General features: G+C 71.8%; 23 protein-coding genes and 2 pseudogenes. 15 read left to right on the forward strand and 10 right to left on the reverse strand.

The features are described 5' to 3' along the window. Positions 1-110: 110 nt before the first annotated feature. Positions 111-554: pseudogene (locus ACWGKT_RS05135) on the reverse strand (flavin reductase family protein); the annotation flags it as partial. A 9-nt stretch (positions 555-563) separates the two neighbouring features. Then, on the reverse strand, positions 564-1,739 hold the full coding sequence (locus tag ACWGKT_RS05140; protein ID WP_453272512.1) for a PP2C family protein-serine/threonine phosphatase: 1,176 nt from the start codon (positions 1,737-1,739) through the stop codon (positions 564-566). Between the two features lie 330 nt (positions 1,740-2,069). Between ACWGKT_RS05140 and ACWGKT_RS05145 the strand changes: the two genes are divergently transcribed. Both ACWGKT_RS05145 and ACWGKT_RS05150 read left to right on the forward strand, forming a co-directional pair. Next, entirely contained in the window at positions 2,070-3,143 is a 1,074-nt protein-coding gene (locus ACWGKT_RS05145) for an NAD(+)/NADH kinase (protein ID WP_453272513.1), read from the forward strand. Between the two features lie 123 nt (positions 3,144-3,266). Further along, positions 3,267-4,289 (forward strand): magnesium transporter CorA family protein, encoded by a 1,023-nt coding sequence (locus tag ACWGKT_RS05150; RefSeq protein ID WP_453272514.1) that lies wholly within the window; start codon positions 3,267-3,269, stop codon positions 4,287-4,289. Between the two features lie 32 nt (positions 4,290-4,321). Here ACWGKT_RS05150 and ACWGKT_RS05155 read toward each other — a convergent pair whose 3' ends face one another. Both ACWGKT_RS05155 and ACWGKT_RS05160 read right to left on the reverse strand, forming a co-directional pair. After that, complete coding sequence (locus ACWGKT_RS05155) at positions 4,322-4,657, reverse strand: SHOCT domain-containing protein (protein WP_453272515.1); 336 nt, start codon at positions 4,655-4,657, stop codon at positions 4,322-4,324. A 32-nt stretch (positions 4,658-4,689) separates the two neighbouring features. Then, positions 4,690-5,154, reverse strand: a complete 465-nt coding sequence (locus ACWGKT_RS05160; RefSeq protein ID WP_356141220.1) for a DUF6325 family protein — start codon at positions 5,152-5,154, stop codon at positions 4,690-4,692. Positions 5,155-5,474: 320 nt separating this feature from the next. Between ACWGKT_RS05160 and ACWGKT_RS05165 the strand changes: the two genes are divergently transcribed. The 5 genes from ACWGKT_RS05165 (at position 5,475) to ACWGKT_RS05185 (ending at position 11,702) form a co-directional block, all read left to right on the forward strand. Then, positions 5,475-6,389 (forward strand): cyclase family protein, encoded by a 915-nt coding sequence (locus ACWGKT_RS05165; RefSeq protein WP_453272710.1) that lies wholly within the window; start codon positions 5,475-5,477, stop codon positions 6,387-6,389. A gap of 148 nt (positions 6,390-6,537) precedes the next feature. After that, positions 6,538-8,118: a GMC oxidoreductase gene (locus ACWGKT_RS05170; RefSeq protein ID WP_453272516.1), complete on the forward strand. Its 1,581-nt coding sequence runs from the start codon at positions 6,538-6,540 to the stop codon at positions 8,116-8,118. Positions 8,119-8,346: 228 nt separating this feature from the next. Continuing rightward, positions 8,347-9,141, forward strand: a complete 795-nt coding sequence (locus ACWGKT_RS05175) for an SDR family oxidoreductase (protein WP_453272711.1) — start codon at positions 8,347-8,349, stop codon at positions 9,139-9,141. Between the two features lie 48 nt (positions 9,142-9,189). Further along, a complete protein-coding gene (locus ACWGKT_RS05180) occupies positions 9,190-10,659 on the forward strand; it encodes a cytochrome ubiquinol oxidase subunit I (protein ID WP_453272517.1) in 1,470 nt (489 codons plus the stop codon). Further along, positions 10,656-11,702, forward strand: coding sequence for a cytochrome d ubiquinol oxidase subunit II (locus ACWGKT_RS05185; protein ID WP_453272518.1), 1,047 nt, complete (start codon positions 10,656-10,658; stop codon positions 11,700-11,702). The genes ACWGKT_RS05180 and ACWGKT_RS05185 overlap by 4 nt, the downstream gene beginning before the upstream one ends. 7 nt (positions 11,703-11,709) lie before the next feature. Here ACWGKT_RS05185 and ACWGKT_RS05190 read toward each other — a convergent pair whose 3' ends face one another. Then, the gene (locus tag ACWGKT_RS05190) at positions 11,710-13,551 is read right to left on the reverse strand and encodes a glycoside hydrolase family 15 protein (RefSeq protein ID WP_453272519.1); all 1,842 of its coding nucleotides are present in this window, start codon (positions 13,549-13,551) and stop codon (positions 11,710-11,712) included. 133 nt (positions 13,552-13,684) lie between these two features. Here ACWGKT_RS05190 and ACWGKT_RS05195 point away from each other — a divergent pair, with 133 nt between their 5' ends. Continuing rightward, complete coding sequence (locus ACWGKT_RS05195; RefSeq protein WP_453272520.1) at positions 13,685-14,296, forward strand: DUF2254 family protein; 612 nt, start codon at positions 13,685-13,687, stop codon at positions 14,294-14,296. Between the two features lie 289 nt (positions 14,297-14,585). Here ACWGKT_RS05195 and ACWGKT_RS05200 read toward each other — a convergent pair whose 3' ends face one another. Further along, the gene (locus ACWGKT_RS05200) at positions 14,586-15,224 is read right to left on the reverse strand and encodes a mycothiol-dependent nitroreductase Rv2466c family protein (protein ID WP_453272521.1); all 639 of its coding nucleotides are present in this window, start codon (positions 15,222-15,224) and stop codon (positions 14,586-14,588) included. A gap of 143 nt (positions 15,225-15,367) precedes the next feature. On the opposite strand from ACWGKT_RS05200, the gene ACWGKT_RS05205 reads away from it, so the two are divergent. Both ACWGKT_RS05205 and ACWGKT_RS05210 read left to right on the forward strand, forming a co-directional pair. Further along, positions 15,368-15,625, forward strand: coding sequence for a DUF6400 family protein (locus ACWGKT_RS05205; protein ID WP_453272522.1), 258 nt, complete (start codon positions 15,368-15,370; stop codon positions 15,623-15,625). Then, positions 15,612-15,869, forward strand: a complete 258-nt coding sequence (locus tag ACWGKT_RS05210) for a hypothetical protein (protein ID WP_235453336.1) — start codon at positions 15,612-15,614, stop codon at positions 15,867-15,869. Before ACWGKT_RS05205 ends, ACWGKT_RS05210 begins: the two co-directional genes overlap by 14 nt. Before the next feature lie 4 nt (positions 15,870-15,873). On the opposite strand, the gene ACWGKT_RS05215 is transcribed toward ACWGKT_RS05210, so the two are convergent. Together ACWGKT_RS05215 and ACWGKT_RS05220 are read right to left on the reverse strand one after the other, a co-directional pair. Then, positions 15,874-17,352, reverse strand: coding sequence for a glutamate-cysteine ligase family protein (locus ACWGKT_RS05215; RefSeq protein ID WP_453272523.1), 1,479 nt, complete (start codon positions 17,350-17,352; stop codon positions 15,874-15,876). Positions 17,353-17,501: 149 nt separating this feature from the next. Next, positions 17,502-18,170 (reverse strand): DedA family protein, encoded by a 669-nt coding sequence (locus ACWGKT_RS05220; RefSeq protein ID WP_453272524.1) that lies wholly within the window; start codon positions 18,168-18,170, stop codon positions 17,502-17,504. Positions 18,171-18,338: 168 nt separating this feature from the next. Here ACWGKT_RS05220 and ACWGKT_RS05225 point away from each other — a divergent pair, with 168 nt between their 5' ends. From ACWGKT_RS05225 to ACWGKT_RS05235, 3 genes are all read left to right on the forward strand, one after another. Beyond that, on the forward strand, positions 18,339-19,169 hold the full coding sequence (locus tag ACWGKT_RS05225) for an intradiol ring-cleavage dioxygenase (RefSeq protein ID WP_453272525.1): 831 nt from the start codon (positions 18,339-18,341) through the stop codon (positions 19,167-19,169). Positions 19,170-19,300: 131 nt separating this feature from the next. Further along, entirely contained in the window at positions 19,301-21,811 is a 2,511-nt protein-coding gene (locus tag ACWGKT_RS05230) for an ATP-binding protein (RefSeq protein WP_453272526.1), read from the forward strand. A 114-nt stretch (positions 21,812-21,925) separates the two neighbouring features. Further along, positions 21,926-22,333, forward strand: coding sequence for a DUF3592 domain-containing protein (locus tag ACWGKT_RS05235; RefSeq protein WP_453272527.1), 408 nt, complete (start codon positions 21,926-21,928; stop codon positions 22,331-22,333). 8 nt (positions 22,334-22,341) lie between these two features. On the opposite strand, the gene ACWGKT_RS05240 is transcribed toward ACWGKT_RS05235, so the two are convergent. Together ACWGKT_RS05240 and ACWGKT_RS05245 are read right to left on the reverse strand one after the other, a co-directional pair. Continuing rightward, positions 22,342-22,599: an MmyB family transcriptional regulator gene (locus tag ACWGKT_RS05240; RefSeq protein WP_453272712.1), complete on the reverse strand. Its 258-nt coding sequence runs from the start codon at positions 22,597-22,599 to the stop codon at positions 22,342-22,344. Then, positions 22,596-22,823, reverse strand: a complete 228-nt coding sequence (locus tag ACWGKT_RS05245) for an MmyB family transcriptional regulator (RefSeq protein ID WP_453272528.1) — start codon at positions 22,821-22,823, stop codon at positions 22,596-22,598. The genes ACWGKT_RS05240 and ACWGKT_RS05245 overlap by 4 nt, the downstream gene beginning before the upstream one ends. Here ACWGKT_RS05245 and ACWGKT_RS05250 point away from each other — a divergent pair. After that, positions 22,774-23,016 (forward strand): annotated as a pseudogene (locus tag ACWGKT_RS05250) (oxidoreductase); the annotation flags it as partial. The gene ACWGKT_RS05245 and the pseudogene ACWGKT_RS05250 overlap by 50 nt on opposite strands. 171 nt (positions 23,017-23,187) lie before the next feature. After that, a complete protein-coding gene (locus ACWGKT_RS05255; RefSeq protein WP_453272529.1) occupies positions 23,188-24,192 on the forward strand; it encodes a hypothetical protein in 1,005 nt (334 codons plus the stop codon). The last annotated feature ends 34 nt before the right edge of the window (positions 24,193-24,226 follow it).

A 24,226-nucleotide genomic window follows, 5' to 3' on the forward strand; every position in this document is an offset into this window, starting at 1 on the left:
GCCCGCCCCGGGCTACACGCCCCCAACAACAACCCCCGCGGCGGGGGGCGCGCCGCGGGGCGGCGCCCCCCCCCGGGGGGCGCCCGCGCCCGACTCCGCTCTCAGTACACGTAAACCACCGTGCAGTTGCCCAGCCCGAGCGTCGCGTGCAGCGTGCACTCCAGCGCGACGGGGGCGGCGGCCACCCGCGGAGGCTTCACCCTGAGCGAGGGCTCCCGCTCGACGCCCACCGCGTCGAACTCGCCCTCCTTCCTGGGGAAGTCCGTCGCGGTCGCGTTGATCTGCTCGAAGAGCGGCTCGGGAGCGAAGTTGACGACGAACTCGCCGCTCTCCTCGACGTTGCGCAGCGAGTCCTTGCGCCCCACGGACGTGAACTGCACGACGGGCGGATCGGTGCTGGCGACCGTGAAGAACGAGTGCGGGGCCAGGTTGGCCGTCTCCCCGTCCGCGGTGAGGGTCGAGACCCAGGCGATCGGCCGGGGCACGATCACCGCGGTGAGCAGACGGTAGAAGGAGCCCGGATCGAGGGACTCCGGCGAGTAGTCGACGCGCATGACAACACGCTATGCACACGGGTACGTGGACACGTCACCCGCCCCCTGGTGGGGCAGCAGACAGGCGGTCAGGGCGGCGATGTCGTCGTGCAGCCGGTCGTGGCTGTAGTCGAGCAGGTCGTGGTGGAGCCGGACCAGGAGTTCCCCGTGCGGGAGAGGCCCCCAGGACCGGACCCGGTCGACGAGCGGATAGAAGGAACCGTCCGGGGCGCGGGTCTCCGTGATGCCGTCCGTGTACATCAGCATCTGGTCGCCGGGACGGAAGGCGTGGACGTCGACGTGGTACGGCTCGCCGACGAGCATCCCGAGGTTCAGCGGCGGCCCCGACCGTCCCGTGCCCAGTTCGCGCACCTCGCCGGAGCGGATCAGCAGCGGCGGCGGGTGCCCGCAGTTGACGATCTTGAGGACCTGGTCCCCGGCGACGATCTCGGCGAAGACGGCGGTGACGAACCGCTCGCCCACCTCGCTGCCGGACAGCAGCTCGGCCCGGCGCGCCATGCTGGTCTCGACCCGGGCCGCCAGGGCGGGCAGGTCGGCCTCCTCGTGCGCCGCCTCCCGGAACGCGCCGAGCAGGGTGGCCGCGGTCTCCACCGCGAGCAGTCCCTTGCCGCGCACGTCGCCGATGACCAGGCGGACCCCGTGCGTGGTGGGGACGGCCTCGTAGAGGTCACCGCCGATCCGGGCCTCCGCGGCGGCGGACACGTAGAAGCTGTCCACCAGGAGGCCGCCGATGCGGTGCGGAAGCGGTCTGAGCAGCACGTGCTGCGCGATGTCCGCCACGAAGCGGACGTCGGCGAGCGTGCGTTCCCGGCGTGTGCGGTGGGAGGCCAGGATGGTGGCCAAGGCGCCCACCAGGGCGGTGCAGATGTAGGCGGTGACATAGTGCCGGTCCCAGAGGTAGCCGACGGACCGGCCCGCGCAGCACGGGGTCCCGGCCAGGACTCCCTCGAAGACGATCGCGAAGGCCGTGACACCGGCGACGAAGACGGGCCCGTGCGCGAAGGCGGCCACCAGCGGCAGGGCGATCAGCAGAAAGCTCACCGGCCACTGCACGGGAGTGAGGGGCTCCAGCGCCAGGACCCCGGCGACGTAGAAGACGGGCAGCCAGCGCATCCACGCCGGGTCCGCGGGCAGCCGCCGACGATCGGGGGCGGCCGCCTCGATCGCGGGGCCGTGCCGCCTCACCACCCGCTCCCGCGCACCGCTGTCGCCGTCTCGCCGAGGCGGCCCGGGGCGGGGCACGCGGGCGGACGGGTGGCCCGACGGCTCGACTGACGCGGCCTGCACACACGGAACTCCTGGCACAAGATCTCAGCAAGGGCCCCAGCCTGTTGTGCCCGACCCCGGCCCGCCGGTCATTGCTCCACTCAGCGGCATGTCCGGGCGTGCCGCTGATCTCCCGGCCGGTGGCCGCGGGTGGCGGGCAAACGGTGGCGTCGCGGCGTGGCATTCCCCGGGTACGTCGTCGCACGGTGAGTATTACTGGCCGTTGCTCCGGAAGATCGGGAGGCAGACGTGACGGTGAACCGGATCGGTCTGGTCGTGCACAGCGGGCGCGCGGAAGCCGCGGAGGCCGCACGGACCGTACGCGACTGGTGTGCCGAACACGCCGTGCCGTGCACGGACATCGACGTGTGGCGGCACGGCGACCGGCACAGTGCCCGGTACGAGGTCGACGCGGCGGGCGATCCCGACCTCGTCGTCACCCTGGGCGGTGACGGCACGTTCCTGCGCGGCGCCCGGCTGGCCGCCGCGAACGACGCCCTCGTGCTGGGCGTCGACCTGGGACGGGTGGGCTTTCTGACGGAGGTCCCGGCGGCGGCCGTGCGCGCCGCGCTGGACTCCGTACGGGAGAACCGGCACTCGGTCGAGGAGCGCATGCTGCTGACGATGCGCGCCTCGCGCCGCCTGGAGGTGCCCACCGACATGGAGGCGCTCCTGCGCTACGGCCGCGGCCCCATGCTGCCGCCGCCCCGCGTGCGCACCGACTGCGAGGTGGACCGCGACTGGGGCATCGCCCTGAACGTCATGGCGCTCAACGACATCGTCCTGGAGAAGCTGGCCCGCGACCGGCAGGTGTCGGTCGGTGTCTACGTCTCCGGCAGACTCCTCGCGTCCTACTCCGCCGACGCCCTGCTGGTGGCCACGCCGACGGGTTCGACCGCCTACAGCTTCGCCGCCGGCGGGCCGGTCGTGTCGCCCCGTGCGCAGGGGCTGGTGTTCACGCCGGTCGCCCCGCACATGACGTTCAACCGGTCGGTCGTCACGGCTCCGGACGAGCCCGTCGGCCTGCGCGTGCTCGAACGCTCCGGGCAGGCGGCGGTCAGCATCGACGGGCAGCTGCGGGGCGTGCTCGACCCGGGGGACTGGATCGGGGTGTACGCGGCTCCGCGCACGCTGCGGGCGGTCCGCTTCGGGCCGATGGACTTCTACGGCCGGCTGCGCGAGCGGATGAACCTGACCGACGCCCCGGCCGCGGTCGCCGACGGGACCCCCGCTCCGCTGTGGTCGGTGACCACGCCTCCGCCCGGGGACCTGGCCCACCTCTCGTTGCTGACCGGCCCGGACGACGTGGCGCCGGCCTTCTAGGCAATGCCGCCGGCCTCACTCGTTCGGGGCGCCCGGCGGGGCGTCTGCGAGTCTGCGCGTGCCGGGGCTGCCGGAGTGTGCGCAGGGTGAGATGCGTGCGTCTCGTGACAACAGTGAGGGGCGATGATCGTTTCGCTGGTGTCGATGCCGGAAGGGATCACCACTCGTGCGGACCTGACGCAGGCGCGCGAGCGGCTCGCGGAGTCCGACTTCCTGCTCGTCGACATCCAGTTGCCGGAGGAGGAGCCGGCCGACGAGGGGATCGGCCCCGAGGAGGCGATCGCCGAGGATCCTCGGATCGCTCAGCAGCTCGGTGTGGAGGCCTACAACCTGCCCTGGTTCGGCCGGGCGGGCGAAGCCGCGCGGGCCGACTTCCTCGGGGACGCCGCGGGGTTCGTCGTGCCCGTGGTCGAGGACTCACGGGTCACCCACGTCCATGTCCTGGTGACCGAGCGGTTCGTGATCACGGTGCACTGGGGGCAGATCGCCATGCTGGGGACCTTCGCCGCGCGACTGGTGCCCGAGCGGCCGCCCGACCCCGTGGCCGCCATGTTCCTGCTGCTGCAGGAAGCCCTGGAGACCTTCCGGCGGGCCGCGCTGGCCTGCCTGCTGGCGGTGGAGGACCTGGAGGACGAGATGTTCGAGCGGCGACGTCCCGAGCAGGTCTACAACCTGGCGCGGCTACGACGACGCTCCGCCCTGCTCCATCACAGCCTGCTGCCCTACCTCCAGGCGACGGACGAACTCGTCACCCGGCGGATGATGAGCCGGAACTTCCCCGAGGAACGCCAGCGGCTGGCGCGTGAGTTCCAGAACGCGAGCAGGCTGGTGCTCGCGGACATCGAGTCCCTGCAGGACGCCTCCCGGCGGGCGCTCTCCAGCTACTCCTCGCTCGTCTCCGGCGAGCAGAACAACGTGATCAACCGACTGGCCATCGTATCGACGATCTTCCTGCCGCTGTCGTTCCTGACCGGGTACTTCGGGATGAACTTCACCTACTTGACGGACGAGTTGGAGAGCAAGATCGTCTTTTGGATGCTCGCCGTCGGGCTGCAGGTGGCCGTCCTGGTCGCCGCACTCTACGTGCTGCACCGCATGCACCTGTGGCGCAAGCTCCGCGACGACGAGGGCACGGACGACCGCTGACACCGATCCGGTACCTCGGCGGTACCTCGGCGTCAGCCCAGGACCCGGCGCTTCTGCGCCTCGAACTCCTCGTCCGTGAGCACCCCTTGCGCCTTGAGCTCACCCAGCTCCTTGAGCTGGTCGATCTTGCTGCTCATGTCGTCGGCGACGGTGGGCGGCGTGCTGGGCGCGGGCGGCGGCGGCACGGGGGGCTGCGGCACCGGCTGTTGGTAGGCCGCCTGCTGCTGCTCGTAGGCCGCCGCCTGCTGCTGTTCGTAGTCCTGCTGTGCCCAGCGCCCCGCCTGCCGTCGTGACACACGGTTGGACACGGCGGTGGCGGTTCCGGCGACGACGGCGGTACGCGCGACGCCGCGAAGGAGTCCTGGCATGTTCACTCATCTCCCACACACTGCGCCGCGGTTCAGGCGGCCGCGGGTCCGCTGCTGGGCGGTGTCGTCCCCTCCACCGCGTCCAGGCAGGCCAGCAGTGCCTGGACCGGGATGCGGCCGTTGGCCACGAGCTGGGCCCCGCTGCGCCGGAGCGCGCGGGCCAGGGGCGCCGCCCACAGGTTCTCGTAGATCAGGACCGCGGCGGCGTTGCCGGGCTCCAGCGCGGCACCGGCCTCGTCGAGGTCGCTCTGGTCCAACAGCCCGGACGAGGCGCCCTCGAAGACCGTCAGATCGACTTCACCGCCGCCGACGTCCCGCAGCTCCAGCGCGGTGACCGACCCGTCGCTGTCCTTGCGGACGAAGGCCAGGTCCATGATCCTGATGATCCCCCGCTCGGCGAGATCGACGAGCATGGGGAACGCCTCGCCGGTCATGCGGTTGCCGGGGAACTCCATGACCACGTAGTCGACGGGGCCCATCTCTTCGACATCGTTCATGACCACTCCTCGGGAGCGGGACGGGCGTCCGGGCAGGTGAGCCGGGCCCTCCTCCGGAGCGGCGACGCGGCGCGACCGGGACTGGGAACCGTACTCCACAGCCCATTCCAACACGCGGCAGGAGGCGTCGCACTTCCGGGCGATCCGTGCCGCGGGCGGGCGGTGGGCCCGGCGTCAGGGCGATGTGCGGGCTGGTCAGCCGCGTGCTGCAATGGTCCGGAGATCACCGGGACAGCGAGGAGTGCGCCATGTCTCCCGGCTCCGACGTCGGCCCCGGCCAGGGCCCAGGGTCTGCCTCCGCCGCCTCCGCCGCTCCGCGCATGAGCGAAGCCGCGTTCCGGGCGCTGTACGAGCGACTGCGGGCGGACACCCGCGAGGGCGGCGTGCCGCGGCGCGGGGCCCTGCGTCATCTCACGCCCGAGCGCGTCGTGCACGCCGCCGCCGAGGTCCGTACGGGGCGAACGGTCTCCCTCGCCGCCCCCATCGAGACGCACACGGGGCCGGACAGCCCCGAGCCCGCCCGCCACCGGATGCTCGCGCCGAGCGCCGACGAGCTGGACGCGCCGGGGCTGCACTTCGCCCGCGACCGCCTGGAGATGAACGTCCACGGTGACGTGGACAGCCACCTCGACGCCCTGTGCCACGTGATCTACGACGGAGAGCTCTACGACGGGGTCCCGGCGCGCACCCTGACACCGGACGGGGCCGGCGAGCTGTCCGTCGACCTCGTCCGCGCGGGCATCGTCGGACGCGGCGTGCTCCTGGACGTGCCCCGGCTGCGCGGCGTCCCCTGGCTGGAGCCCGGCGACCACGTCACCCTGGAGGACCTGACCGCGGCCGCGGAGGCGCAGGGCGTGCGGGTCGGGCCCGGCGACCTGCTGTTCGTCCGCGTCGGTCACCGGCGCAGACGGCAGGAACGGGGACCGTGGGACGTCTCCGAGGCGCGCGCCGGTCTGCATCCGACGGCCCTGCGCTTCCTCGCCGAGCGGCAGGTGGCGGCGCTGGGCGGGGACGGCAACAACGACACCGCCCCCTGCGCGGTGGACGGCGTCGGCTTCCCCGTCCACGTGCTCGCGATCCAGGCCATGGGGACGTATCTGATGGACTGGCTCCAGTTCGAGGAACTGGCACCGGCGTGCGCGGACGCGGGCCGCTGGTCCTTCCTGTGCGTGGTCGCCCCGCTGCGGCTGCCGGCGGCCACGGGGTCGCCGGTGAATCCCGTCGCCGTCCTCTGAGCGGACCGTACGCGCCCGGCGGCCCCGGGTGCCGATCGCCCGGACGGCGGATACGTTCGAAAGGACGGACCGGCTGCCGCGCTCCTGCGGCGCGCACCGGCAGGTCCTGCGGGCGCGTAGGGCCGCGAGCGCAAGGACGGTGGTCCCTATGGCAGAGTCCCCGCACTACGACGTCATCATCATCGGCAGCGGGGCCGGCGGCGGCACCCTCGCCCATCGGCTGGCTCCTTCCGGGAAGCGCGTGCTCGTCCTCGAACGCGGGGGCTTCCTCCCGCGCGAGAGGGACAACTGGGACTCCACCGCCGTGTTCGTCAAGGGCAAGTACCGGGCCCCGGAATTCTGGCTCGACAAGCACGGGCACGAGTTCCCGCCCGAGGTCAACTACTACGTGGGCGGCAATACCAAGTTCTACGGCGCCGCGCTCTTCAGGCTGCGCCCCGAGGACTTCGGCGATCTGCGCCACCACGACGGCGTCTCGTCCGCCTGGCCGATCGACTACGCGGACCTGGAGCCGTACTACACCCAGGCGGAACACCTCTACCTGGTGCACGGGCGGCACGGCGAGGATCCCTGGGAGGGGCCGGTGAGCGGGCAGTACGCCTACCCTCCGGTCGAACACGAGCCGCGCATCCAGCAGTTGAGCGACGACCTGGAGAAGCAGGGCCTGCACCCCTTCCACCTGCCGATCGGCGTCAACCTCAGCCAGGACGAGAACGGCCACGCGACCCGGTCCAGCGCCTGCATCCGCTGCGACCGCGTGGACGGCTTCCCCTGCCTCGTCCGCGCCAAGTCCGACGCACAGGTCATCTGCGTGGAACCCGCCCTGGAGCACCCCAACGTCGAACTGGTCACCCGCGCCCACGTGGTGCGGCTGGAGACCGGCCCGGACGGGCGCAGTGTCACCACGGTCGTGGCCCGGCTGGACGGGGACGAGGAGGTCCGGTACTCGGCGGACATCGTGGCCGTCGCCTGCGGGGCGGTGAACTCGGCCGTCCTGCTGCTCGCCTCGGCCAACGAGCACCACCCCCAGGGGCTGGCCAACTCCTCCGACGTGGTCGGCCGGCACTACATGCGGCACAACAACCTCGCCCTGATGGCCGTGTCCAAGGAGCCCAACGACACCCGGTTCCAAAAGACCCTCGCCCTGCACGACTGGTACCTGGGCGCGGACGACTGGGAGTACCCCCTGGGCGGCATCCAGATGCTGGGCAAGTCGGACGCCGAGCAGATCCACGGAGAGGCGCCGCGCTGGGCGGGAGCGGTCACTCCCGACATGCCCTTCGAGGTCCTGGCCCATCACGCCGTCGACTTCTGGCTGTGCGGGGAGGACCTGCCCCAACCCGGCAACCGGGTCACCCTGGACCGGGACGGCCGGGTCCACCTCGCCCTCGACGAGTCCAACAACATCGAGGCGCTGCGCCGGCTGCGGCACAAGCTCCAGCAGATGCTCGGCCACCTCGGCATGCACGAGCACCATCTGCTCTCCCGCAGCATCTACCTGCACAAGGGCATGCCGATCGGTGCCACCGCGCACCAGGCCGGCACCGTGCGCTTCGGCTACGACCCGGCGACCTCCGCCCTGGACACGCACTGCAAGGCCCACGACCTGGACAACCTGTACGTGGTCGACACCAGCTTCTTCCCGAGCATCGGCGCGGTGAACCCGTCCCTGACCGCCATGGCGAACGCCCTGCGGGTGGGCGACCACATCCTGGAGCGGCTCGGCTGACCGCCGGCGCCCACGCGGCCGCCGACAGCGCGCAGCCCCCGACCGGGCGAAGATCCTCAGTCTGGCGGCGCAACCGCCGCACGTCGCGCGCGCCGCCCGTGTCGCGCGCTGATTGTGTGAGGTGCGACCTCTCCTGGGCGGTCCGGGTTCACCGGGGTCACGCTGCGGAGGAGGCAGTCGATCGTGGGTTCCACCTCGGCCACGACCCAGGGCGTGATCCCCGCCCACCTGCTCAAGGGACAGAAGGCGCTCGTCACCGGCGCCAACTCGGGCATCGGCAGGGCGACCGCCGTCGCGCTGGGCCGGGCCGGATGCGATGTCGTCGTCAACTACGTGGCCGGCCGCGAGGAAGCGGAGCAGGTCGTCGACGAGATCACGGCGATGGGCGTGCGGGCGGCGGCCTACGAGGCCGACGTGTCCCAGGAGGACCAGGTCGTCGCCATGATGGACCGGATGGTCGGCGAGTTCGGGACCATCGACATCCTCGTCGCCAACGCCGGGCTCCAACGGGACGCCGCGCTCACGGACATGACGCTCGCCCAGTGGCAGAAGGTGCTGGACGTCAATCTGACCGGGCAGTTCCTGTGCGCCCGCGAGGCGGTGAAGGAGTTCGTGCGCCGGGGAGTCGTCCCCGAGGTGTCGCGCGCCGCCGGGAAGATCATCTGCATGAGTTCGGTGCACCAGATCATCCCCTGGTCCGGGCACGTCAACTACGCCAGCTCCAAGGGCGGCGTACTGATGATGATGCAGACCCTGGCGCAGGAGCTCGCGCCGAAGAAGATCCGCGTGAACGCCGTCGCTCCCGGGGCCATCAAGACGCCCATCAACCGCAGCGCCTGGGAGACCCCGGAGGCCGAACGCGACCTCCTGCAGCTGATCCCGTACGGCCGGGTCGGCGACCCCGACGACATCGCCCACGCGGCCGTCGTCCTCGCCTCCGACCTCATGGACTACGTCGTGGGAGCCACCCTCTACGTGGACGGCGGCATGACCCTCTTCCCCGGCTTCGCCACCGGCGGCTGACACTTCCCGTACGTCGTCCTCGTACGTCGTCCCCGGCTGGAGGCACGCATGCACACCACGGTCCACCTGCTGGCGGACGTGCCGCCGCAGATGCTTCCGGCCAGATCCATGATGGCCTTCACCCTCGTCACGCACATCATCCTGGTGCCGCTGGGCGTGGCGCTGCCGCTGATCACGCTGATCATGCACGGCTACGGTCTGCGCCGCGGCGACGCGACCGCCCTGCTGCTGGCCCGGCGCTGGTCGGCCGTCATGGCGGTCCAGTTCGCGATCGGGGTCGTCACGGGCACCGTGCTGTCGTTCGAGTTCGGGCTGCTGTGGCCGGGCATGATGGGCCGGTGGGGCGATGTCTTCGGCCTCGGTTTCGGGGTGGAGGGGTGGGGTTTCTTCCTGGAGGCGGTCCTCATCGCCATCTATCTCTACGGCTGGCGGAGACTTCCCTCCCGTACCCACTTCCTGCTCGCGCTGCCACTGCCCTTCACAGCCCTGCTGGGCGCCTTCGGGATCCTGGCCGCCAACTCGTGGATGAACACGCCCCGGGGCTTCAGCCTCGACTCCGCGGGCAACCCCGTGGACGTGAACGTCCGGAAGGCGATCTTCACGCCCATCTTCGGCCCGGAGTACTGGCACTTCGTCGTGGCGATGTTCGTCACGGCGGGCTATGTCACGGCGGGCGTCTACGCCGTGGGCTGGCTGCGCGGCCGCCGTGACCGGTACCACCGGCTCGGTTTCACGATCCCCTTCACGATCGCCGCGGTGTTCACGCCGATCCAGTTCATGCTGGGCGACTCCATCGCCCGGCAGGTGTTCCACAAACAGCCGGTGAAGTTCGCCGCGATGGAGATCGTCTGGAAGACCGACACGCACGTGCCGGAGTACCTCTTCGGTCGACTGCACCCCGACGGCACGATCTCCGGTGGCATCAAGATCCCGCAGCTCGACTCCATCCTCGCCGGATTCCGCCCGGACACGAAGGTCACCGGCCTGACGTCGGTGGCGCCCGACGACCGGCCGACGGCCACCCAGGCCACGATCACCCACTTCGCGTTCGACACCATGGTCGGCATCGGCTCCCTGCTGCTCCTGCTCGCCCTCTGGTACGCCGTCATGTGGCTGTGGCGCCGTCGGCTGCCCGCCTCCCCGTGGTTCTTCCGCGGCGCGGCGTGCGCGGGCGTGGCCTCCGTCGTGGCCGTCGAATGCGGCTGGATCACCACCGAGGTGGGCCGCCAGCCGTGGATCGTCTACCAGTACATGCGGGTCGCCGAGGCGGTCACCCCGACCAGGGCGCCCGCACTGTGGACCATGTTCGGCCTGGTCATCGTCGTCTATGCGTTCGTCTTCGGGTCCTTCCTCGTCATCCTGCTGAAGATGCGCACCCGGTGGCGGCTCGCCGACGAGGCGGCAATCGCGGAAAGGACGGCGGCGGCACCGGAGACGGAAACCCCCTACGGCCCGCGTTCCACCCTGCGGGCAGGCAGTGCTCCCGGGCCGTCCGCCTCCGGGGAGGACCGACCGTGACCACCGCCGGCCTCGTCGCCCTCGTTCTGCTGCTTGTCATCGCCGCCTACGCCTGCGCCGGCGGAACGGACTACGGAGCGGGCTTCTGGGACCTGACCGCGGGCGGAGCCGAACGCGGCGAACGCCCCCGATGGCTCATCGACCACGCCATGGCCCCCGTGTGGGAGGTCAACAACGTATGGCTGATCTTCGTCCTCGTCATCACGTGGACCGGGTTCCCCGTGTTCTTCCAGACCGTGTTCGCCGCGATGTGGCTGCCCCTGGCCCTCGCGGCCGTCGGTATCGTGCTGCGCGGCGCCGGCTTCGCCCTGCGCAAGCCCGCCCGCCGACTGGCCGGACGCCGCCTGTACGGTGCGGTGTTCGCGATCTCCTCGCTGCTCACGCCGTTCTTCCTCGGGGCCGCTGCGGGCGGAATCGCCTCCGGCCGGGTCGCGCCGGGCACGGCGGCCTCGCCCGACAACTGGGCCAATCCCACCTCCCTCCTCTTCGGCCTGCTCGCCGTCGCCATGACGGCGTTCCTGGGGGCCGTGTTCCTGGCCGGTGACGCCCGCCGCTTCTCGGCGCCCGACCTCGACGGCTACTTCCGGCGCCGCGCGCTCGTGGCCGTCGCCGTGGTCGCCGTACTCGCGGTGATCATGCTGTTCGTCACCCACGGCGACGCGCCCCACGTCTGGCACGGGCTCACCCACGGTGTGGGGCTCGCCCTCGTCGTCCTGGCCGCCGTGGCCTCGCTCGCCACCTGCGGGCTGCTGCTGCGCACGGCCGACGCCCGCTGGTCCCGGGTCGCCGCCGTCGTCGCGGTGGCCTCGGGCATCTTCGCCTGGGGCATGGCGCAGCGGCCGTACCTCGTCCCGGTCTCGCTGACCGTGGCCGAGGGGGCGGGCGCCCCGACCACACTGCGCTGGCTGATGCTGGTCACCCTCATCGCCGTGGTACTGGTCTTCCCGGCGGTCGCCGTCCTGTACTGGCTGGACACCCATGGCGAGCTCGAATCCCTCACCGACGCCGACCTGCGGCGCGGCGGCGCGGGCGACGACGCCTGACCCGGAGCTACCCCGCCTGGGCCCTGTTCAGGGCGGCGTCGAGGGTGATCGCCGCGTCGATCAGGGCCAGATGGGTGAAGGCCTGCGGGAAGTTCCCCAACTGCCGTCCCGTCGGGTCGATCTCCTCCGAGTACAGGCCCAGGTGGTTGGCGTACCCGAGCATCTTCTCCAGCACCAGCCGCGCCCGGTTGACACGTCCCGCGCGGGCCAGCGCGTCGACGTACAGGAACGTGCACAGCGAGAACGTGCCCTCGGATCCACGGAGTCCGTCGGGGGAGGCCTCCGGGTTGTACCGGTAGACGAGGCTGTCGCTGACCAGTTCGTCCTCCATCGCGTCCAGGGTCGCGGTCCACATCGGGTCCTCCGGCGTGATGAACCCGACCGTCGGCATGCGCAGCAGTGAGGAGTCGAGGACGTCGCTGCCGTAGTGCTGGACGAAGGCCGAGCGGCCGTCGTTCCAGCCCTCCGTCCAGACCTGGTCGTAGATCTCGTCCCGGGTGGCGCTCCAGCGGGGCACCGCGGCGGGTCGGCCGTTCTCGTGGGCGAGGCGCAGCGCGCGGTCGAACGCGACCCAGGACATCACACGTCCGTAGGTGAAGTTCTCGCGGCCGCCGCGCGTCTCCCACAGGCCCTCCTCGGCCTGGTCCCAGTTGTCGGTGAGCCAGTCGAGGATGGTGAGCAGGGACTTCCAGCCTCGGTGCCCCACAGTGAGGCCGTGCTGGTGCGCGAAGGAGATGCTGTCCAGCGCCTCCCCGTAGATGTCCAGTTGCAGCTGCGTCGCGGCGCCGTTGCCGATACGCACCGGTGCGGAGCCCTCGTAGCCCTCCCAGTGCTCCAGGATCTCCTCGTCGAGATCGGTGGAGCCGTCGACCCGGTACATGATGTTCAGCGGTCCGGACTCGCTGTCGCCGCCGGCCCTGTCCTTGGCCCGGTCGGCCAGCCAGTTGATGAACGCCTTCGCCTCGTCGGTGAACCCCATCTTCAGCAGGGCGTAGACCGAGAAGGCGGCGTCGCGGATCCAGGTGAACCGGTAGTCCCAGTTGCGTTCGCCGCCGAGCTGTTCCGGCAGCCCCGCCGTCGGAGCGGCCACCAGGCCGCCGCTCGGCGCGTAGGTCATGAGTTTGAGCGTGATGGCCGACCGCTCCAGCATCTCCCGCCAGCGGCCGGTGTACGTCGACCGGCCGAGCCAGGACCGCCAGTGGCGGATCGTCTCCTCGAAGAGCTCCTGGAACTCGGCCGGCCGGATCTCCCGGGGCGGCCCGTCGGCGGACGACTCCAGCACGAACCCGCGCTCGTGGCCCGCCCGCAGGGTCAGGGAGTAGTGCAGGTCGATGTCGCCGCTGAACGGCTTGGCCAGCCGCTCGTCGTCCGGCTCACGGACCGGGTGCACCGTCAGTTCCAGTCCGTCGGACTCGAAGACGGCTCCGCGCTCGGTGATGTGCAGCTTGTGGGGCTTGCGGCCGTAGTCGAAGCGCGGAGCGATGTGGACGTCGAAGGTCATGGTGCCGCGCACGCAGCGCACCATGCGGACCAGGCGGTGCCGCGAGGTCGCCGTCGTCCCGGTCACCGGCATGAAGTCCACGATCTCGCCGGCCCCCGCCTCGGTCATGAACCGGGTGACCAGGACGGCGGTGTCGGGCAGGTACAGCTGCTTCGTCGCGTACGTGGCGTGGGACGGTCGGATGGTGCAGTGCCCGCCCTGGTTCTTGTCGAGCAGGGCGCCGAACACGCTGGGTGAGTCGATGCGTGGGCAGCAGAACCAGTCGATGGTTCCGTCGGTGGTGACGAGTGCCGCGGTCTGCAGGTCCCCGATCAGGCCGTGGTTCTCGATCATCGGGTAGTCATCCATCGCGGCGCCCCTTCCCGAATGCCTGTACCTGGGATGGCCGGCCACACCCGTTCAGACTAAGTCGGCGCACAGGCTCCGGCCCGTCGAGCCGGCCCCCGCCCGCGCACCGGCGCCGCGTGACCTGGTCCGCCGCATGGGCCTGAACGTGCTGGACCAGGCCCTGACGGCGGCACGCGCCGCCACGCCCACCGACACCGGCATCGCCGTGCCCGACGACGGCGGCCCGGTGACGGCGGTCCGCGCCGAGCGCGGCGGAGCGATCCAGGCGTTCCACGTCTCCGGGCTGCGCGCGGTGGCCCTGCGCCACGACTGCGTCCTCGTGGTGACCCACAGGATCGGGGACTTCGTACCCCCGGGAACCGTCCTCGTGGAGGTGCGCGGCGACACCCCGGGGCTCGACCCGCGGCTCCTGCTCGGCATGATCGCGACCGGCGCCGAGCGGACCACCGACCAGGACCCCGCCTTCGCCCTGCGCGTCCTCGTCGACATCGCCGTCCGCGCGCTCTCCCCGGCGGTGAACGACCCGACGACGGCCGTACAACTCCTCGACCACATCGAGGCGTTCCTGCACACGATCGCGCGCGTCGAACTCTCCGACCGCCATGTGCTGGCCGACGACCGCGGCAGACCCCTGCTGGTCGTGCCGGGCCGCACCTGGAGGACTCCCTCGAACTCGCCGGCACCGAGATCCGCGAGTACGGCGCCGGTTCCCTGCAGATCTGCCGACGCCTGCGCGCCGTCCTGAACGACCTGTCGACCACCGTGTCCGCCGAACGCGCCCCCGCGGTACGCAAGGAACTCTCCCTCCTGGACGCGCCGTCCAGCAGGGGTTCCACGATCCGGCCCACCGCGCCCTGGCCCGCACCGCCGACCGCCAGGGCATCGGCGGCGGCCGCCGCCCGGAGGCGGCCGAGACGGCGGATTGAGCCGACAGCCGTCTTGACCCCGCCGTACCGGCTGCCCTGGTCGGCGGGGTGGCCGGCGGGCCGTGCTGAGGTCGGTCGTGGTGGTGGAGCCGTCCGTGTCGCCGCTGGTCAGTCGAAGGACAGGCCGCCCGTGCGGGTGCGCTTGAGTTCGAAGAAGTCCGGGTTGTCGGCCAGGACGCGGAAGCTGTCGAAGAGCTCGGCCGCCTTCGCCCCGCGCGGAATGGCTCGCAGTACGGGGCCGAACCACACCGTTCCGTCGACATGCAGGGTGGGTGTGCCCACATAGGCGCCGGATTCGGGCTCGGCGCCCGCCTCGTGGCTCCGGCGTACGGCCTCGTCGTACGCCGGGTCGTGCGCGGCGGCGGCCAGGTCGGCCGGGAGGCCGAGTTCGGCGAGGGATTCGGCGACGACCACGTCGAAGTCCTTGATGCCGCGGTCGTGGACGCGGGTGCCGTAGGCCGTGTACAGGTCGCGCAGCACCTGCTCGCCGTGCCGTTCGGCGGCGGCCACCGCCACCCGTACCGGGCCGATCGAGCGGTCCACCAAGTCCCGGTACCAGTCGGGGAGTTCGGCGCCCAGGTTGTGCAGGTACAGGCTCATCACACGGAAGCGGAGGTCGAGCGGGCGCTCGCGCTCGACCTCCAGCATCCAGCGGGAGGCGATCCAGGCGAAGGGGCAGGCGGGGTCGAAGTAGAAGTCGACGGTGGTCCTGGCCTCGGAAGGCGCGGGCGTGGGCGGGTGCGTCATGGCGGTGACGCTAGTGCGCCAGTGGTGCACAGTCCCGGCCCAATCACTCAGCGTTTCAGTGACCCAATTTTTGGGCGGAGTGGCCTGTGACTTCCCCCACCAGCCCTTGCCGCGGCCACAGAGGTCTACCTAAGTTCGGTCACATGTCCTCGCAAGGCCCCACCCTCCCGAACGAGCCGGTCGGCTTCAGCATCGACCTCGGCGAGCACGAGGTGCTCCGCCGGGCCCACGTGCTGGACGCCATCGGCCCGGACTGGGATCCGGTGGCGGTGCTCCAGGGCGAGGAAGCCGCGTACGACCTGCTGTACTCCGGCCTCAGCGAGGAGCAGCAGCGCGTGTACGACGACCTGGTCGCGGCCGGTGTCCTCCCGAGGCGAGGGGACGGCCATGCTTCCCCTTGATCCGCAGGCGGACCTCGGGCGCCGCGCCTGGGTGAGCTGCCCGAACTGCGACGACAGCCGCGGATGCGTCCCGTGCGCCGAGGAGCGCACCTGCTCCGAACACTGGCGCTACCTGCTGACCAACACCGGCAGCCTGCTCCACCTGCAGTGCCCGTCGTGCACCCACATCTGGGAACACGAGACCGGCTTCGGCGCCACACGCTCCCGCTTCGAGCGCATCGTCAGCGGCCTGCGCCGCAAGTAGCTCGTCAGTCGACCGGCCAGGTGTGCGCCGGGGCGTTGAGGTGCATGTAGTCGATGTACAGCTGCGTCATCCGCCGCAGGGCCTCGTGACGGCCGGAGTGGGTGGTGGCGTCGATGCCGTGGAACGTCTCCTTCTGCCACAGCGCCCCGTTGCGTGCGACGACGCAGCGCTGCTCGATGATGCCGAGCAGCGGTTCCCGCCACGCCGCGTCCATCCCGGAGTGCTCCAGGCCCCGGTGGGCCAGCGGCAGCAGACGGCGCAGGACGAGTTCCGGTACGGGCACCTCGCCCATCCCGGGCCAGTACAGCCGTGCCTCGATGCCGTTCCGGGCCGCCGTGTGCAGGTTGTCCTCGGCGGCCGCGAAGGACATCCGTGACCACACCGGCCGGTCCTCCTCCACCAGGGCGCGGGTCAGCCCGTAGTAGAACGCGCCGTTGGCCAGGGTGTCGGCGACCGTCGGGCCGGCCGGCAGCACCCGGTTCTCCACCCGCAGGTGCGGCTTGTCGTGGGAGGTGGCGTAGACCGGGCGGTTCCAGCGGTAGATCGTGCCGTTGTGCAGCGTGAGCTCGCCCAGCTCGGGGATGTCGCCGCGATCCAGCGTCTCCCCGGGGTTCTGCTCGTCGCACAGGGGCAGCAGCGCCGGGAAGTAGCGCAGGTTCTCCTCGAAGAGGTCGAAGACGCTGTTGATCCACCGCTCGCCGAACCACACCCGGGGCCGTACCCCCTGTACCTTGATCTCCTGCGGACGGGTGTCGGTGGCCTGCTCGAACAGCGGGATACGGGTCTCGTGCCACAGCTCCTTGCCGAACAGGAACGGGGAATTGGCCGCCAGCGCGATCTGGACCCCGGCGATGGCCTGTGCCGCGTTCCAGTAGTCGGCGAACTCCTCGGGCGAGACCTGGAGGTGGAACTGGGTGCTGGTGCAGGCGGCCTCGGGCGTGATCGTGTCGGCATAGGTGCGCAGCCGGTCGACGCCGTCCACCTCGATGTGCAGGTCCTCGCCGCGTGCCGCGAACACCTGCTCGTTGATCAGCTTGTAGCGGGGGTTCTCCGACAGCGCCGCCTCGCCGACGTCGTCCTCCTGGAGGGTGGGCAGGATGCCGATCATGATCAGACGGGCGCCGACGGACCGGGCGCGCTGCTCCGCGTGATTGAGCGCCGCGCGGATCTCCGACTCCCAGGCGTCGGGGCCGCCCGCCGTCAGACGGCGCGGCGGCACATTGATCTCCACGTTGAACCGGCCCAGCTCGGTGGACCAGGCGGGGTCCGCGATGGCCTCCAGCACGTCGCTGTTGCGCATCGCCGGTTCCGCCTGGTCGTCGACCAGGTTCAGCTCGATCTCCAGCCCCACCTGGGGCCGCTCGGACTCGAACCGTGCGTCGCGCAGCATCTGCGCGAACGCGTCGAGACACTCCTGCATCTTGATCCGGTACCGGCGACGGTCCTCACGGGTGAAGACCTGTGCCGGGACGTCCCGTCCCATCGGCCCTCCCGGGTTCCCCCTCGCACACCTCTCCCTCCCAGCGTCGCACCGCAGGGCGCACCTGACCATGCGGATCGGGTCCGGCCCGGCCGAGCGCGGTCCGGGGCCGGGGGATCAGGAGTTGCGGGGCCGGGAGTTGCGTCCCGGGATCAGCCGCCCTCGCCACGCACGCGCGCGCCCCGGCGGGACCGCAGAACCTCCGCGAGGATGGGGATCAGCGAGACGACGACGATCAGCGCGACCAGCGGCAGCAGGTAGCGGTCGACGTTCGGGACGGAGGAGCCCAGCGCGTATCCGGCGAGGGTGAGGCCGACGCTCCACACCAGGCCGCCGATGACCTGCCACAGCGTGAACGTGCGCGCCGGTACGCCCAGGGCCCCGGCCATCGGGTTCAGTACCGTCCGCACCACCGGGACGAACCGGGCCAGTACGACCGCCTTGGCGTGCCCGTAGCGCTCCAGCAGTTCCTCGGCCCGCTCGGCTCCCTCGCGCAGCCGCTGCGAACGACTTCTGGCCAGGAGCGCCCCGCCCGCCCGGCGCCCGATCAGATAGCCGCACTGCGCGCCGACCAGGGCGCCGAAGGCCGCCGCGATCAGCAGCGGTCCCAGGGAGAGTTTCACCGCCCGGTCCGCCGTACCCGTGCACAGGAGGCCCGCCGTGAACAGCAGCGAGTCCCCGGGCAGGAAGAAACCGATCAGCAGTCCTGTCTCGGCGAACATCACCACGCCGACACCCAGCACGCCGAAGGCGGCGAGCAGTGAGCGGGCGTCGAGGACGTTGACGGCGAGCTGGGATGCGAGGTGCATCGATGTGGCCATGGCCCGAGCTCTTTCCTGAAGGCGATCTGTGGGCGAGGTACGAGCGACTACAGGCGGGTAGACGGTCTACCGAACTGTAGACGATGGGCGGGACGGGTTTCGTAACGCGTGCCATTCATCGGTCGTCCGGTCGATGCCAGGTACCGCCGGACGCGGCAATCTCACAGCATGACTGACACCCCCCACCACAACGCCGCGGAACCGGAGCGCGGCCCCCGGCCGTCCGACGTACCGGCCGGCGCCACCCGCAGGTCCGTGATCGCCACCCTGGGCGGCGTGACCCTCGGCGCGGCCGCCCTCGGACTCACCCCGACAGCACAGGCACAGGCCGAGGCGAAGGGCCAGGTCCGGACCCCGGCCCAGGCCCGGCCCGGGGCCGCGCCCGCGGCCGCCTGCGTCCTCACGCCCGAGCAGACCGAGGGCCCCTACTACCTGGACCTGGAGAGGGTCCGCAAGAACATCACCGAGGGCAAGGCAGGCGTACCGCTCACCCTGCGCGTCACGGTGACGGACGTGACGACCTGCTCCCCGCTGCCCGGCGCGGCGGTCGACATCTGGCACTGCGACGCCGTCGGGGTCTACTCCGGATACGTCGCCGGCGGTTCCACCCCGGACACGACCTTCCTGCGCGGTGTCCAGCTGACCGACTCCACCGGCGTCGCGGAGTTCACCACCGTCTACCCCGGCTGGTACGTCGGCCGCGCCCTCCACATCCACGTCAAGGCGCACGTCGGCGGCACCGTGTCCAACGGCACCTACCACGGCGGCCATGTCTCCCACACGGGACAGCTCTACTTCCCGGAGACGTACAACACCAGGGTCGCGGCCCTGACGCCGTACCGGAACAACACGGCCACCCGCACGCTCAACGCGAGGGACGGCATCTACCGCAACGGCGGCTCCTCGACGCTGCTGACCATCACCCAGCTGGGCAGCGACCTCGGCAAGGGGGTGACCGGCACCGTCGTCCTCGGCATCGATCCCGCCGCGACACCCTGACCCCCACCCGAGCGGCCGCGGGCCGGCCCGCCGGGCCGGCCCGCCCGTGTGACGTGCCGCGTGCCGAGCCGGTACGGCGGCACGGAACCGGTGAGGGTTTCGTCCCGGGAGCGAGCGGCCAGGAATCGTGGATGAGTCGGACTCCAGCGTGCGCGTTGTGCGGCACGGCGCTGACCGTGAGACCGCACGGCGGTCGGCCGGCTCGTTACTGCTCCAACGCCTGCCGGCAACGGGCCCTCAGACAGCGGCTGGCGCGCGAGGAACGGGGCCGCACGACGACCGCGGCCGACTCCGCGGCGTCGACTCCCGCGCCCCCCGACGCGCAAGCCCCCGCGCTGCCACGGGCACTCGACTCCTTCGTGGGCCGACGGCAGGAGCTGTCGGCCCTGCGCGCCCTGGTCCGGACGTCGCGCCTGGTCACCCTGACCGGCGCCGGCGGCGTCGGCAAGACGCGGCTCGCGCTGGAGCTGGCCCGGGGCCGGCCCGCCCGCACCGCACGGGTCGACCTGGTCGAACTCGACTCGCTGCACGACGGCGCCCTGCCGGCGCAGTCCGTGGCGGCCGCGCTGGCCGTGGGGGAGCGGGCGGGCCGCTCCGCCGCCGACATGCTCGTCCACGCGATCGGCGACACCGCACGGCTGCTGGTCCTGGACAACTGCGAGCATCTGGCCGAGCCGTGCGCCCGGCTCGCGGCGACCCTGCTGAGCCACTGCCCCCGGCTGCGGATCCTGGCCACCAGCCGGGAGGCGCTGCGGGTACCCGGAGAGACCGTCTTCCGCGTCGGCGAGCTGTCCCTGCCACCGGCCGACGCGGACGAGGACCCCACGGCCCTCCTGCGGTCGGACGCCGTCCGGCTGTTCGTCGAACGCGCCGCGAGCCGCGCCCCCGGATTCACGCTCGACCGGGACAACGCCCGCACCGTCGCCGAGATCTGCCGCCGCCTGGACGGGCTGACGCTCGCCATCGAACTCGCCGCACGACGCGTCGGCACCCTTCCGCTCGGGGACATCCTCGCGGGACTGGACGACCAGCTGTCCCAGCTGTCACTGCTCACCGACGGGAGCAGGACCGGGCCCCGGCGGCACAGCGAGCTGGCCGCCGCGATCGACTGGAGCCATCGGTTGCTGGAGCCGCCGGAGCAGGCCGTCTTCCGGCGGCTCGCGGTCCTCGTCGGCGGATTCGACACGGCCGCCGCGCGGACGGTCTGCGCGGGCGGCGGCATCGAGCCGCGGCACGTCCTGCGCATCCTGTGCGCCCTGGAGGCCAAGTCACTGATCGCGCGCCTGCCCGGAGACGTACAGCCCAGCCGGTTCCGGCAGTTGGCCGCCATCCGCGCCTACGCCATGGACCGGCTGCTCGCGTCCGGCGAGCTGCGCACCACCCGGCGACGGGCCCTCGACTGGCTGAACGGGCTGGCGGACGGGGCCGGGGACGAGGTGTTCGCCGACCAGGCCCGCAGCACGCTCACGGCCGAACGGGACAATCTCGCGGCGGTCCTGGCCGCCGCGAGCGGCCACGAGGACGCCGCGCAGCCGCGGCTGGCCCTGGAACTGGCCCGTGTGCACTACCAGCAGGAGCAGCCGTCGGCGGCCCGTCCGCTGCTGGCCGGACTGCTCCAGGAGCCCGGTGGCCCGGGAGGGGCGCTCGGCGGCGCGGTGGCGGCGCTCGCCGCGCGCGTGGCCTGCCAGCAGGCCGACCCGGTCCGGGCGCTGCGCATGGGCGAGCGGGCGGTGGAGGTGGAGCGGGCACGCGCCCGCCCCGCCGGGCTGGCCAACGCGCTGGACGCGCGGGCCGCGGCACGGCTGTGCCGCGGTGAATTCACCGCGGCCGTGGCGGACTTACGCGCCTGCCTGGACGTCGTCGAGGCGCTCGGCACACCGCACGACACCGCCTGGTGCACCCAGCACCTGGCCTGGGCACTGCTCCAGGCGGGCGAGGCGGCCGAGGCCGACGTCCTCATGGCGCGCTGTCTGCCGGTGCTCCGCGCGCACGCCCCCTGGCCCCGGCTCGCGGCCGCCCTGCACACGGCGGGCGCCGTGCGGCTGGCCCTGGGCCGACTGGACAGTGCCGAGACGCTGTTCGGCGAGGTGCTGCGCATCGTCCCCGAGGCAAGTTTCCATGCCCTGTACCCCGTTGAGGGCCTCGCCCTGGTGGCCGCCGAGAGCGGCGATCCGCAGCGGGCCGTACGACTCTACGAGGCCAGTGCGCAGGCACGGCGCCGCCTGGACACCGAGCCCGAGGATCCCTGGCGGCGCCGGGTGGAACAGGCGGCGGCCCGCGCCAGGACGCGGCTGTCGGCGGCCGAGTGGGACGCGGCCGTCAGCGGCGGCCGCCGGCTGCGCGCGGACCGCCTGGTCGCCTACGCCCTGCGGACCGGAAACGGCGGCCACGGCACGACGAGGAGCGCCGTCACGGCCGTCGACGACCCCTCGCCGCTGACCGCACGGGAGTTCATGGTGGCCGAACTCGTCGCCCAGGGCCTGACCAACCGGCACATCGCGGAGCGGCTCGGCCTGTCGCCCCACACGGTCGCCACCCATCTGAACAAGGTCCGCGACAAACTGGGCCTGCGCTCCCGCACGCAGATCGCGCTGTGGGTGGCCGGACGGACCGGTTCCCCGAGCGCGCGCGGGCGGGCTTGACCCGGTGCCCCGTACCCGGTGCCGGTGCCCGGTGCGGTGGAACCGGAGGCCGGGCGTCCACGTCTTGCGTGTACGACGGCCCGTGGTGTCGGGCGAGACGCGAGGGGTGACCTGATGGTCAACGAGCTCATGGGTGTCGTGGTCTGCTCAGGCGCGGGGATCCTGCTGCTCGGATGCGCCGCACGGGACGCGGTGGTGGTCCGGCGGCTGCGCCGCAACGGCATCCGCACCCGGGGCGTCGTGGTCGACAATGTGCGGGTCACCGACAGCGACGGGCCGGGCTGGGCGCCGGTCATCGCCTTCCACGACCACCTCGGTCATCGCGTGGAGTTCACCACGAAGGCACGGGGGACCGGCCTGGGCCTGCATACCGGACGGGAGGTGCCCGTCGTGTATCTGGGGCAGAACCCGCAGACGGCGCGCGTGGCGATGTGGCGGCATCTCGTGGGCCCGACGGTGGGCATGCTGTTCGGCGCGACGCTCTTCCTGGGCTGCGGCGTACTGATCGCCGCGATGGGCTGAGGGCGCGTTCAGGGACGATTCGACTGCTCGCGGCGACGGGTCGCAGCGAGCGAGCCCAGCAGGGCGAGGGCCTGGGCGCCGGGGCTTCCCGGTTCCGCGTGGTACATGACCAGTTGCTGGCCGGGCGCGCCGCGCACGTCGAAGCTCTCGTACGCCAACGACAGCGCGCCGACGTCGGGATGGACCAATTCCTTCGTGCTGAAGGTCTTGCCCTGCACGGCGTGCGCGTGCCGGAGGGCGGCGAACTCCTCGCTCGCCCCGCTCAGGGTGCCCCACGACCGCGTGCAGACGGGGAATGGTCGGGGGCGAGTCCGGTGGCCTGGCGGAGCTCCGCGACCCTAGCCTCGGCCGCGCGGTCCCAGTGGCGGAAGAAGCCCCGCGCGGCCGGGTCCGGGAAGGTCATGCGCCCCAGGTTGTCGGCTCGTCGGAACGGCGAGAAAAAGGCATCGGCCAGGGCATTGACCGTGAGCCAGGAGTCCGACGGAAGCATGCGGGTCACTGTCGTCTCGCCCGGCGTGACCGACTCAGAACTCGTCGACCACCTCGCCGATCCCGAGGCCCGCGCCATCATGCGGACCTATCGCGCCGTCTCCCTGCCGGCCGACGCCATCGCGTACGCCGTCGCCCAGCCGCCGGAGGTCGACGTCAACGAGATCGTTGTACGCCCGGCCGCCAGCGCGCGCAGTGACGAGTTCTCGCCGATGAGCCCGGCGGGTGTGCGTCTCGGTTCCCGCACACCGTCCGGACCGGTCCCGAAAGGGGCGTAGACGGGGCCCCGGGAGCAACTACACTGCCGCGAAGTCGCGAGGCGACACAGCAACTGGCCGGAAACGAACGAAACGGTGGGACAGGTCATGGCAACGGGGGGATGGGGTCCCGGACCCGGCGCGGGGCAACCGGGCGGCAGCCCTTACGGTCCGGACAACGGCGGCAACCCCTACGGTCCGCCCGCCCCGAACCTGTACCCGAACCAGAATCCTTACGCGCATCAGAACCCGTACCCGACCCCCTACCCGCATCAGAACCCGTACCCGAACGCGAACCCTTACCCATACGGCCCGCAGCCCGGCGCACCCGTTCCGGTCGCGCGTCGGCGCAGCTGCCTGTGGTACGTCTCGCCGGTCTTCCTCGTGGTCGCCATCCTCCGGTCCGCACACCGCGTGGCCACCAAGCTCTTCGTGTACGAGAGCGGGGACCGGATAGTGGACCGCGCCGTGGACCGTGTCCAGGTGGTCCGCACGGTGCTCGGTGTGCTGGCCACCCTCGCGCTGATCCTGGTCTACGACGTGGAGAAGGACCGTTGGGGGAACGCGGCGGAGGACGGTCTCGGCAACGCGCTGGCCACGCCGCTCATCCTGATCGTCGCCGGGCCGCTGGTCATCCTGGGATTCATCCTCTACGCGCCCCCGCATCTGCGCCCGCACCTGCGGTCCCGGCTGAGCGTCCCGCTCAAGGCGGTCGGCTGGTACGTGCTGACCCTGGTCGGCCTGGCCGTGACCCTTTACGCAGTCAGCGTCTTCATCAAACAGGAGGACCGGCCGCACTGGCAGCAGGTCGCGCTCGCCGTCATCGCGATGGTCGCCATCTTCTGGGGGCTGCCCTTCCTCTTCCTGGCGTCGCTGTACTCCGCGCGCAGCGCCTTCAACACCGCGCATGTCCACCCGATGCTGCCGCCCGTGGTCACCGGCGTCCTGGTGTGGGTGCTCGCCCTCTTCAACCTGATCGGCGACGGCCTGCCGGCGGGCCCGCCGGTGGCCCAGTTCTGCTCGCTGTTCGGCGGGCCGCTGTCGGTGACCGCGGTCTCGGCGTGGGAGATGCGGCGCCTGCGCACCCGCTTCGGCGTCACCGTCCGGGGCTGAGGCCTCATGCCGACGCGGGGCCGACGGCGGTCGG

Source organism: Streptomyces sp. NPDC054794 (assembly GCF_053611585.1).